Genomic DNA, 10,629 nt, shown 5'->3' with positions numbered 1-10,629 from the left:
ATGAACTGAACCACATATAGGGCATGCTTTATGAGATGGATCAATGTCTTCATCATCCTGTTCATATAATGATTCAATAAGTTTATTTACATAATCCTTATCCTTAGATCTTAAATAGTTTTTTACCTGGTTTTCAGTTATCATAGCACTCACCTGACCTTTTAAGATCATTTTGCAAGTATTCAAAAAATGATAATTCGAGTTAGGTAGCTATAAAGTAGAAAAAAAGGCGTTAAGTTAAATTTAATGATCTAGCAGCAACATCTTTCTAAAACTGTGCGATATATTTTATAATAGTCATCAATTGTCATTATAACCATTCTTAATCGTATCTAAACAGTGTTTCCAATATTGCTCTCTCTCGATAATCTTCATAGGATCATATGACAAACCAAAATACTCTAATAACGTATATGTGAAATACTTTTCAAAGTACTTTGCACCTTTCTGTTCATAGAGTGCGATAAGCTTTTTATTTCCGCCGTGTTTTGAATCTAAATAATTACCCCATCTTTGAGCTACACCCTCTTCTCCTGTAGCTGAACCAACATATAGTTTTCCAGTATGAGTATCCGTAAAACAATACACACCTGTAATCTTTTTTAAGGCTTCATAATAAGTTGGGAGAATCCTACCACTGAAAATATCAGACAATCTATGAAAAGGCAGATGCACATGATCGTATCCCTCAAATTGCTCACCACTATAAACACATGGTAGAACCTCTCGAACAATTGCTTGATCAATATATTTATTCAAATTAAAGACATATCGTGAAAAAGTATTACCTTTCTTGCATTTGATAATGACCCTTCCGAATAATGGAACAAATCTATCGAGCACTTGAACATCAGCCCAACCATCAGGAGGAGTATCTATTATCTGTGCAGCAGATATAAACAACCATTCATCTTCTGGCATTCTTGCGAAACTAAATACCCATTGTCCTGGATGAAAATTCCTTTGCTTTCCATACCATCCCCAATATGAACAGTCCTTGCAAGTACCGTTCACTTTTTCTTCTTCAGAATGTTTTAACCATATATCAAGAAATGCTTGTCCTGCACTTCCTGCTTTCATATTAAATTCTATTTTACTATTGTCGATTTCTTTTTGCGACAAATGAAGAATATCATTTAATAACAAATCCATATAAACCACTTCCTTTAATATTATTTGCTTACAACTTTTATAAGCACTTTTGCTACCTTAGGTCCATATTTTTTTAAGCCTATCCCAATACAAGCAAGAACCCCAATTCCAATTATACTATTACCTTTTTTTTGATGTTTTGGACATAATCCTGTTTTGTTGTTTGGGTCTGTAATGATTCTTCCACATACCATACAAGTCTTTTCTTTATTACTCATAATTAGCATCCTCCACTGTCATAACGTATATTTCTTGATGTTTCGTTTTATCCATACCAATTGATAATGCATTCATACTTTCTTTAAGAGCTGGCACCATTTCTTTAGAGAAATAATGCCAGCAATTCAAATTATCCTTAGTATATGGAAAATAATCATGCATTAAATTCACACACGTTAACCCTTTACGTGTCACTGGTTTTGTCAAAAAATCATAAATAACATGTTGGTAGGATTTTAGTACTTCATTTGCTACATTTGAATCTCCCAAGTACTCTAAAATTTGCATTCTAACTCCAACATACTTTGTTGCTATTTGAAGGTCACTAGTAAGAAAACTCATATAAGTATTCAACTGATTTCCAAACTGTAGAAATGGTATATCAGTTCTTTTTGCAAATGAACGTGTTGTAGTTTCAATATCGGCATAAACAGCATTGAAAGCAGTTCTGATTTTATCATCTGCTGCTTTCAATGCAGCTATTTTTTCTTCTTCTGTTTGTTTATACTCTGCCTCCAGAACAAGTGATCTGGCATCTAAAAAAGGAACAATTATATCTCGATCTCTATCCTTTTCAAGCTGATAGGTTTGAAACTCTTGAATATCAGCCAATTTCGCATATATTTGACGCATTTGTATTTGATTTCCAATGCTACGCACTGTTTCAATATTTCCTGGATTAGTTATTACTTTTTTCAATGTAATATCTTTTACTCGCACCTGTTCTTCATCAAGGATAACTGCACGAAGATTACCATCAACCTGTTTTGATTCACCAATAGTGTAAATTCCTTTTTTTAACTTGTCTTTAATATCGACAGGAAGACTATCAAAATCAGGCAGTAAAGTTACATTCCCCTTTAATATAACACTTGCTTGATGTATTGCATCGTTTATTATTCCTAGACTGGAAGCCGGAATATTCTCAAGCACTTCAAAATTAGATTGTTTTCTAATTGTTGATGCCATTTGCTGAACATAACCATCAAAGAAATCACTCATTAATGTTATATCACGGCCATATTTATCGGCTTCCGTTTTGAATATTACGAGAGGTTTTTTTTCGATTTCAACAATTTCTATCTCTTCAATTGTTTTATCAGTATTCGAATTCACTATAATCACCTCATTTATTTACCATTTAATTATATCATAGTGGTAAATAGAAGGATGAGTTTTCTAAAAAAAAATCATCACACATTTTACTTATTGATGATCTATTCGTCGTACTTAATTATCAAACTAAAACATTTATGTAAGCACTACTTCCCGTCATATGCTTTTAACTTTGTGGTTTCTTATCATATAAATAAATATCTAAATATCTTGTAATTTCTTTAAAAATTGGTTAGTTCTTTCATGCTGTGAATTTGAAAATAAAGATTTTGGAATTCCTTCCTCTATAATTCTTCCATCAACCCTAGATGCAATTCTATCTGCAATATCTATCGCAAAATCTTAAAGATTATATTATATAAGCAAAACCGTATCTATTATACCTAAATAGTTTGACAATTATTACTAAATTCAAACAGATATTTTATTAATATACTATTAAATCTATCACTATTAAAGCAACAAAAATTTAAATAGCATTAATATATACAACATATTCCTGTTATGAAACAATAATATCATTTTAGAATTGTAAAAAAGGAATTCTAAGTTTTCAGTGAACTGAAACTCGAAATTCCTTTTTTAATTATCATTTCTTTTTTAACAATACAATTGATTCAATGTGCTGAGTAAATGGAAACATATCATAAGGATATACATCCTTGAAATCATATCCTAGTTTTCTAAATAACTTTAAATCTCTTACCTGTGTATGAGGATCACAAGAAACATAAACTATTTCTTTTGGCTTTAAAGAAACAGCTGCTTTAATAAATGTTTCAGTAGAACCACTTCTTGGTGGGTCCATAATAATCACATCTACATCTACTTTCTGCTTTGCTGCTTCTACCATGAATTCAGTCGCATCCCCCTGAATAAACTTTATATTTTCAACCTTATTAAAAGTTTTATTCAGTTTTGCATCCTTCACGGCATCCTTATTAAGTTCTACCCCAATAACCTGTTTCGCATTCTTGCTCGCAATAAGACCTATTGTCCCAATACCACAATATGTATCCATGATTTTAGGATCTTTAACTGTAATAAGAGATAAAGCTTTACTATATAATGCTTCACATTGATCATGGTTGATCTGATAAAAAGAACGTGGTGAAATCTTAAAAGTCATTCCACATAGTTCATCTACAATAAAACCTTTCCCAAAAAGAACCTTTTCCTGTTCACCTAATACAATACTTGTCTGTCTTTTATTTGTATTTAAGACAATACTCTTAATAGAAGGAAAAGCTTTTACAAGCTGATTACAGAAGTTCTTAGAACCTTTAAAGATAGCTTCATTAGATACAATGACAACTAATGTCTGATTTGTCTTAACTGCACGTCTAATAAGAATATGTCTTATTTCCCCTCTTCTTCTTTGTGAATCATAAATAGAAACTCTATACTTTCTAAATAATACAGCTATTTTACTAATAATTGCATCTGTTTCCTGATCATGAATGAGACAAGATTTATAAGGAATAATACGATGAGAATTCTCTTCATATAAACCATAGTTATATGTTTTATCAAAGGCAACGATAGTCTTATTACGATAGTAATAAGGATCTTCCATACCAGAGACGGGGTGTACATTAACCTTTAAATCCTTAAAAATCTTCTTACATTCTTCATTCTTATATTCTAAAGACTTAACATATCCTTGATTAATAAACTGACAGCTTCCACATTTTTTCGCTATATCACATTTCATTATAATTCTCCTAGCCAGTTCTTTAGGAAGTCATGGACTTCATAAAGTGTTTTGATTTCTAATCTTTCCTGTGGTGTATGAATATCAATACAGTTTGGTCCCATAGTCACAATATCCATATCTGGAAATATTCGACTCATATAACCTGTTTCTAATCCACCATGAGTCGGTACTTCTTTGAGTTCTTTATCATATGCTTTTTTATAAGCTTCCTTGTAAGACTTACGTAACTGAGAATCAGGATCATAGCTCCAACCATAATATTCATCTGATGGTGTCACACTTAAGCCAAATAAAGAAGCCAATGTTTCTACTTCATTTACAAGTAGTTTAAGATTGATTTCATTCTCACTACGTAATAATAGAATAAGCTCTACAGCCTTTTCTGTTGTTTCCATAATTCCCAAATTCAAAGAAAGAACTGGAAAATGATTGAAGTAATAAGAATACTTTTCTACACCATATGGACATAATGCAAGGAAATGAATAAGTGCATCACTATCTAAGATTACATGCCCACTCTGTTCTTCTTCTAATGTATAATCTAAAGGCTCTAATGGATAAAGAGCCTTCTGTTCTTCCATTCTTTCATGAATAAAAGCCTTCAATTCTTCTTTATTGCTTGTAGATTGGAAAGTAAATAAACCATCTCTACAGATTGCATTGGTCTTCTGTCCCGCATTAAGTGAAGAGAAACGGATATCAAAGCCATTGTCTAAACATGCTTTTAATACAAGTCCTGCAATCTTAATCGCATTACCTCTACCTTCTTTAATTGCATCACCAGAATGACCACCTAATAACCCTTTTACATAGAACTTATATCCCTGATCATGAGATTCTACAAATGTCGCATTCTTTCTAATAGTTAGCTGAACACCACCTGCAGAAGAAACATTTGTTTCTCCTACTACATCACCATCTAAAGAAAACATATTACGCGCATGAATCCAATCTTTATCTACATGAGTAATACCATCCATAGTTGTTTCTTCCTGAACAGTAAATAAGCATTCTAAACGAGGATGTTTAAAACTATTATCACTTAATAAAGCGAGCATGATAGCCACTGCCACACCATCATCTGCCCCTAAAGTTGTTTTTGTTGCATGTAAATAACCATCTTCTTCATAGATTTCTAAAGGATCAGTGAGGAAGTCATGGCTACTATCTTCATCTTTTTCAGCTACCATATCCATATGACCTTGTAATAAAATAGGTGCATGATCTGCGTAGCCAGGACTTGCTTCCTTATAAATAATAATGTCCCCTATTTCATTTCTTGCATAATCAAGTTCATGATTCTGTGCAAATTCTTCTATATAATTGCCTAGTAATTCTTCATGTCCTGAAGGATGAGGAATACTACAAATAGCTTTAAAATAGTCTAATACATCTTTTGTCATAGCTAACTCCTTTATTTTGTAATAATATCTGTAATACCTGGATTCATAGATAATTCTATTCTTTGTACGTGAGGATGACTGCGATATCTTTTTCTCACCATCTGACCTAAAGTCTGTCCTTGATTATATCCATGGATAATTCTTAAAGTCAATGCATCAGGCTTCTTTAAAGCTGCATCTATCATCTTACGTGCTTCCTGCTGGGTATAGCCATGTATATCTATTTCTTTTATATATTGCATAACTACCTCCTAGTAATGTCTTTTAAATGATTAATTTCTTCTTCTGTGAGTGTTCGATATGAACCACTTGGAAGATCACCTAAAGTAATATCTCCATACATAATGCGATGAAGTGATGTAATCTTATTATTAAGAGAAAGGAACATCTTCTTTATTTCATGATAACGTCCTTCTTCTAAAGTGATGATACCTTCATATTCACTTGTCATTTCTACTATTGCAGGTAAGCATTTAACATCTCCATCAATAGTAATACCTTCTTTAAAAGGTGTTATATCCTTTAAAGAATTTAAACAAGTAAAGGCATAAGTTCTAGGTATATGAAATTCAGGAAGAGTGAGTCTTTTTCTTAATTTCAAATCATTAGTTAAAATGACTAGACCCGTTGTATCACGGTCTAATCTTCCTACATAATGAAGGTTATCATCTGGAAGTAAAGTGATAAGACAGGGATCATGAGGATCCTTATTGGCACATACATAGCCTGATGGTTTATGAATGATATAGTATTTCAAAGGATGAGGATCAAGAATCTTAGAATCATAAACCACTGTTTCATTAGTTATGTCCATATCTTCATCAACTATTTCATTGTTGACTTGTATCAGTCCCTTTTTAATGGCCTTCTTTACTTGTTTCTTACTTCCACATTTATTTAATACAAATATGTCTATCAGTCTCATTAATGAGTATTCCTTCCACGAGAACAGTCATTTGAACGATTATCAGTACTATTGACTATTATCACCTTGACTTTATCTCCTCTTTTATATGAAGGATCTTGTTCTAAAATATCACGTAAAGCTGTTAATCTCTTATTGCCATCTACACACAAATAGCCACAGCCTGTTTCTTTTACCTTGATAGGAAAAGAGAAACCAATTCTAATAATAGAATGATAGAGATGATCTGTATATTCTGATGGAATAAAGTGAATGTCACTTAATGGTAGTTCTTTAATACGCATAAAATATGCCTCCTTTTTTTACATTATAAACAAAATAAAACATAATACAAAATTATTTCTAAAGATTATTACAACTATGATATAATATCACTAAAGGGGCGTGAATATAATGGGCTTGTTACTTAGTAGAATATTGACTTATTTAAATGGTGCGATGCAGAATGATTACTATTATAAAATATGCAATTTCATTATCTTTAACTATCTAGATATATTTGAGATGTCTGAAGAAGAATTCTTAAATAAAGGTACTTTTAGAAAAGAAGAACTTTATAGCTTCTTATTATCATTTGGTTTCTCTACTTATGAGGATTTCCGCTTTAAGTTAGAAGCTGATCATCAGTTACGTTTGAATCAGATTCGTGTCAGATTATTTGGAGAAACTCCTCAGAAATTCTTAGCGAAGATGGATAAGGCAATGGATGAAGAAGTACTTGCGAACACAATTACTTCTATCTGTGAGCATTTCTATAAAGCAAAGCGTATTATTATCTTTGGTGGTTTATATCCTTGTTCTATTGCTGTAGAGTTACAGACAGATATGATTTCTTTTGGACGTCCATTTATTCATTATCATAAGTATGATCCTATTCAATTTAATGAAGATGATGTTGTCATCTTTGTGAGTGCTACAGGACGTAGTCTAGAAGAAATGAAGAAATATGATAATTGCAGCTTTGAAAAGGCATATTCATTACTCATCACGCAAAACCGTAAATATACACAGTCATGTTTTAATGGAAATACAACGGTAATTTATGTACCAGGTAAGTTTGATTCCATTGATTTTAACTATCAGATCATGTCAATCTGTGATTTAATCAGATTACGTTATTTCCAACAATACTACCTCTAAGCAGACTTCAGTCTGCTTTTTTTATGCATTATAAAAGACAAGGATCATCCTTGTCTAGTGAAGAAGAACGCGGTCATTCGCTTCTCCTGTTTCAGTAAATTTTCTTACAAGTTCTTCGACAGTCATTTTCTTTTTAGTTTCTTCATCAATGTCCGCAATGATTTTTCCATCCTTCATCATCAGAATTCTATTACCATATTTAAGAGCATCTTCCATATCATGGGTGATCATCATAGTGGTAATATGATGTTCTTTCGCAATTCTTTCAGATAATTTCATCACCTTGATAGATGTTGCAGGATCAAGTGCAGCAGTATGTTCATCCAATAAAAGTAATTGTGGTTTAACTAAAGTTGCCATTAATAGTGTGAGGGCTTGTCTTTGTCCTCCAGATAAGGTACCCACCTTAGTTGTTAAACGGTCTTCTAAACCAATATCTAAGTCCTTTAATGCATTTATAAAGACATCATGATGTTTATGAGTAAATGGTGTAAGTGAGAAATGTTTTCCTCTTTGATAAGCTAAAGATAAGTTTTCTTCAATTGTCATTGAAGGAGCTGTTCCTCTTAAAGGATCCTGGAATAAGCGACCAATGGTACGGCTTCTGACATATTCCTTTTCATGCGTGATATCTTTATCATCTAAAACAATTGTTCCTTCTTTTGTTTCTACTGCACCAGAAATAGCACCAAATAATGTAGACTTCCCTGCACCGTTAGAACCGATAATAGTGACAAAATCTCCTGGGTCAAGATGAAGAGATAAGTGATCAATGGCTTTCTTTTCATTGACAGTTCCTTCATTAAATACAACTGTTAAATCTTTTATATTAAGCATGTTTCTTGAACCTCCTCTTGAATGTTGCAGAAGAAATCGCAATCACAACAATAAAAGCTGATAGGATCTTTAAGTCTCCTGAAGGAAGACCTAAGTATAAGGCAATTGTTAAGGCAAAACGATAGAAGATTGCCCCTACAATCGTACCAACTAAGCATGTTGCAACCTTATCACTCTTAATGAATGTCAAACCAATAATAATAGAAGCAAGTCCGATGACCATCATACCAATACCACTTGTGATATCAGCATAGCCCTGCTGCTGTGTAAATAAAGCGCCACTTAAAGCAACTAAACCATTCGCAAGTCCTAAACCAATAATTTTCATCTTATCTGTATCAATAGAGCTCGCACGTACCATTGCTTCATTATCACCACAGGCTCTAAGTGCAAGACCCATCTGTGTCTTTAAGAAATAATTCAATAATACGGTAATCACAATCACAATCACACCAATAATCAATAATTTATCATAAGGTTCAAACTGAGTTGTATTGCTGAAGATTGTCTTATGATTAAATAATGAGATATTTGGTGTCTGATGCATAATACGTAGATTCACTGAATATAAAGCAGTCTGTGTCAAGATTCCGGCTAGGATTTCATTGATATTGAGCTTAGTAATCAGTAATCCTGTCACCATCCCTGCAATCGCACCTGCTACAAATCCAAGTACCATACCAAGTACTGGATAGCCTGCCACTGCCACCATAGCACTCACTGCACATCCTGTTGTAAAACTTCCATCCACCGTTAAGTCTGGAATATTGAGAACTTTGAAACTAATATATAAGCCTAGAGATAAGACGGCAAATATGCCGCCTAACTCTAGGGCTCCAAGAATAACTGTACTATTCATAAAAACTCCTTAGATTTCTGTATATTTACTATCGCTTGTAATGTTTTCTGGTAACTTAATACCTAATTGATCTTTTGTAGTTGTATTCACATAGATTTTTAAGTTTGTCTTAAATACTTTAACTGGGATATTTTCTACTTTATTTCCCTTTAATACTTTATCAACAATCTTAGCAGTTTCTTTACCAAGTTCTTTATAATCAATACCAACACTTAAGAAACCACCATCTTTAACCATTGAATCAGCACCTACATATAAAGGCTTGTTTGCTTTCTTACATGCATCACTCACTACATTCATTGCACTTGCTACTGTATTATCATTTGGTGCAAAGATTGCATCACATTTACTATTTAATACATTAACAGCACTCTGTGCTTCATTGACTGATGCAATTGTTGCTTCCTCTACCTTGATATTCTTCTTAGCACAATAAGCTTTTGCCTTTTTAATATTAGTCACTGAGTTGGCTTCACCTTTATTGTAAAGCATACCAATTGTTTTTGTATTTGGATTGATTTCTAATGCCTTATCAATAATCTGATCAACCTGTACTTCATCACTTGTACCAGTAATATTCTTATCTGGTTTAGATAATGAGCTCGTTAACTGAGCCCCTACAGGATCAGTCACTGCACTAAATACAACGGGTGTCTTATTAGCAAGTTTAGCAACTGCCTGTGCTGCAGGAGTCGCAATTGCCATGACACAATCAAAATTCTTTCCAGCAAAATCATTGGCGATACTTGCACATGTATTTGTGTCACCCTGACCATTCTTAAATGTATATTCGATATTCTTATCATCATATCCTAAAGTTTTCATTTCTTTATCAAATGAATCCTTGATTTCATTTAATGAAGTATGATCCATAAACTGGATAATACCTACTTTCTTCTTATTACTAGTAGAAGTTCCACATCCTGCTAAAAGTGAAATTGTTAATGCTGAAGTTAATACTGTTCCTAATAATTTGTTCATTGTTCTGTTCCTCTTCGTTTTCATAAATTTTGTTTTCTTTGATTCAATTCAAACAACGACGCCATCGCTTCATATGAGTTCCTCCCAACTTGTTAGCAGGTAATAAAAAAACACCTGTCCCAAAAGACAGATGTTACTCTTTAAGCCACCTTTGGATTTAATAAATGCTAACACATTTTTGCATTATAACGTTTGCATCACGTCTCAGGATACTTGTTGCCTTTCCCCCTCGCCCTCACGGGTCCATTTATCATTGTGGTACTACCAGGTTTCCAGCATC

The 10,629-nt window shown here is 32.8% G+C and carries 12 protein-coding genes; 1 reads left to right on the top strand and 11 read right to left on the bottom strand.

Features of this window, described 5'->3' with window-relative positions:
- Positions 1 to 300: 300 nt before the first annotated feature.
- From QVO42_RS08110 to QVO42_RS08075, 8 genes are all read right to left on the bottom strand, one after another.
- Positions 301 to 1,152, bottom strand: coding sequence for a GIY-YIG nuclease family protein (locus QVO42_RS08110; protein ID WP_022425622.1), 852 nt, complete (start codon positions 1,150 to 1,152; stop codon positions 301 to 303).
- 20 nt (positions 1,153 to 1,172) lie between these two features.
- Complete coding sequence (locus QVO42_RS08105) at positions 1,173 to 1,370, bottom strand: hypothetical protein (RefSeq protein ID WP_022425621.1); 198 nt, start codon at positions 1,368 to 1,370, stop codon at positions 1,173 to 1,175.
- Entirely contained in the window at positions 1,363 to 2,487 is a 1,125-nt protein-coding gene (locus QVO42_RS08100; RefSeq protein WP_022425620.1) for a hypothetical protein, read from the bottom strand. The genes QVO42_RS08105 and QVO42_RS08100 overlap by 8 nt, the downstream gene beginning before the upstream one ends.
- 589 nt (positions 2,488 to 3,076) lie before the next feature.
- A complete protein-coding gene (rlmD, locus tag QVO42_RS08095) occupies positions 3,077 to 4,201 on the bottom strand; it encodes a 23S rRNA (uracil(1939)-C(5))-methyltransferase RlmD (RefSeq protein ID WP_022425619.1) in 1,125 nt (374 codons plus the stop codon).
- A complete protein-coding gene (pepD, locus tag QVO42_RS08090; protein ID WP_022425618.1) occupies positions 4,201 to 5,607 on the bottom strand; it encodes a beta-Ala-His dipeptidase in 1,407 nt (468 codons plus the stop codon). Before pepD ends, rlmD begins: the two co-directional genes overlap by 1 nt.
- A gap of 11 nt (positions 5,608 to 5,618) precedes the next feature.
- The gene (locus QVO42_RS08085; RefSeq protein ID WP_006506537.1) at positions 5,619 to 5,849 is read right to left on the bottom strand and encodes a Smr/MutS family protein; all 231 of its coding nucleotides are present in this window, start codon (positions 5,847 to 5,849) and stop codon (positions 5,619 to 5,621) included.
- Positions 5,850 to 5,851: 2 nt separating this feature from the next.
- Complete coding sequence (locus QVO42_RS08080) at positions 5,852 to 6,532, bottom strand: pseudouridine synthase (RefSeq protein WP_022425617.1); 681 nt, start codon at positions 6,530 to 6,532, stop codon at positions 5,852 to 5,854.
- Entirely contained in the window at positions 6,532 to 6,816 is a 285-nt protein-coding gene (locus tag QVO42_RS08075; protein ID WP_022425616.1) for a hypothetical protein, read from the bottom strand. The genes QVO42_RS08080 and QVO42_RS08075 overlap by 1 nt, the downstream gene beginning before the upstream one ends.
- A 109-nt stretch (positions 6,817 to 6,925) precedes the next feature.
- On the opposite strand from QVO42_RS08075, the gene QVO42_RS08070 reads away from it, so the two are divergent.
- Positions 6,926 to 7,672 carry a MurR/RpiR family transcriptional regulator gene (locus tag QVO42_RS08070; protein ID WP_022425615.1) on the top strand — a complete coding sequence of 249 codons (747 nt, stop codon included), beginning with the start codon at positions 6,926 to 6,928 and terminating at the stop codon, positions 7,670 to 7,672.
- Between the two features lie 54 nt (positions 7,673 to 7,726).
- Here QVO42_RS08070 and QVO42_RS08065 read toward each other — a convergent pair whose 3' ends face one another.
- Genes QVO42_RS08065 through QVO42_RS08055 form a run of 3 tightly spaced genes read right to left on the bottom strand, consistent with a single transcriptional unit; the run spans position 7,727 to position 10,349 of the window.
- Positions 7,727 to 8,509, bottom strand: coding sequence for an ABC transporter ATP-binding protein (locus QVO42_RS08065; RefSeq protein ID WP_022425614.1), 783 nt, complete (start codon positions 8,507 to 8,509; stop codon positions 7,727 to 7,729).
- Positions 8,502 to 9,368: an ABC transporter permease gene (locus tag QVO42_RS08060; protein ID WP_022425613.1), complete on the bottom strand. Its 867-nt coding sequence runs from the start codon at positions 9,366 to 9,368 to the stop codon at positions 8,502 to 8,504. Before QVO42_RS08060 ends, QVO42_RS08065 begins: the two co-directional genes overlap by 8 nt.
- A gap of 9 nt (positions 9,369 to 9,377) precedes the next feature.
- The gene (locus QVO42_RS08055; RefSeq protein ID WP_022425612.1) at positions 9,378 to 10,349 is read right to left on the bottom strand and encodes an ABC transporter substrate-binding protein; all 972 of its coding nucleotides are present in this window, start codon (positions 10,347 to 10,349) and stop codon (positions 9,378 to 9,380) included.
- Positions 10,350 to 10,629: the final 280 nt, after the last annotated feature.

It is taken from the genome of Catenibacterium sp. CAG:290, assembly GCF_000437715.1.
Lineage (GTDB): Bacteria > Bacillota_I > Bacilli_A > Erysipelotrichales > Coprobacillaceae > Catenibacterium > Catenibacterium mitsuoka_A.
This window is presented reverse-complemented; position numbering and strand designations above follow the sequence as displayed.

Coding starts and splice junctions, on each gene's coding strand:
- QVO42_RS08110 (WP_022425622.1), bottom strand. CDS start 1,152: ATGGATTTGTTATTAAATGATATTCTTCATTTGTCGCAAAAAGAAATC.
- QVO42_RS08105 (WP_022425621.1), bottom strand. CDS start 1,370: ATGAGTAATAAAGAAAAGACTTGTATGGTATGTGGAAGAATCATTACA.
- rlmD (WP_022425619.1), bottom strand. CDS start 4,201: ATGAAATGTGATATAGCGAAAAAATGTGGAAGCTGTCAGTTTATTAAT.
- pepD (WP_022425618.1), bottom strand. CDS start 5,607: ATGACAAAAGATGTATTAGACTATTTTAAAGCTATTTGTAGTATTCCT.
- QVO42_RS08085 (WP_006506537.1), bottom strand. CDS start 5,849: ATGCAATATATAAAAGAAATAGATATACATGGCTATACCCAGCAGGAA.
- QVO42_RS08080 (WP_022425617.1), bottom strand. CDS start 6,532: ATGAGACTGATAGACATATTTGTATTAAATAAATGTGGAAGTAAGAAA.
- QVO42_RS08075 (WP_022425616.1), bottom strand. CDS start 6,816: ATGCGTATTAAAGAACTACCATTAAGTGACATTCACTTTATTCCATCA.
- QVO42_RS08070 (WP_022425615.1), top strand. CDS start 6,926: ATGGGCTTGTTACTTAGTAGAATATTGACTTATTTAAATGGTGCGATG.
- QVO42_RS08065 (WP_022425614.1), bottom strand. CDS start 8,509: ATGCTTAATATAAAAGATTTAACAGTTGTATTTAATGAAGGAACTGTC.
- QVO42_RS08060 (WP_022425613.1), bottom strand. CDS start 9,368: ATGAATAGTACAGTTATTCTTGGAGCCCTAGAGTTAGGCGGCATATTT.
- QVO42_RS08055 (WP_022425612.1), bottom strand. CDS start 10,349: ATGAACAAATTATTAGGAACAGTATTAACTTCAGCATTAACAATTTCA.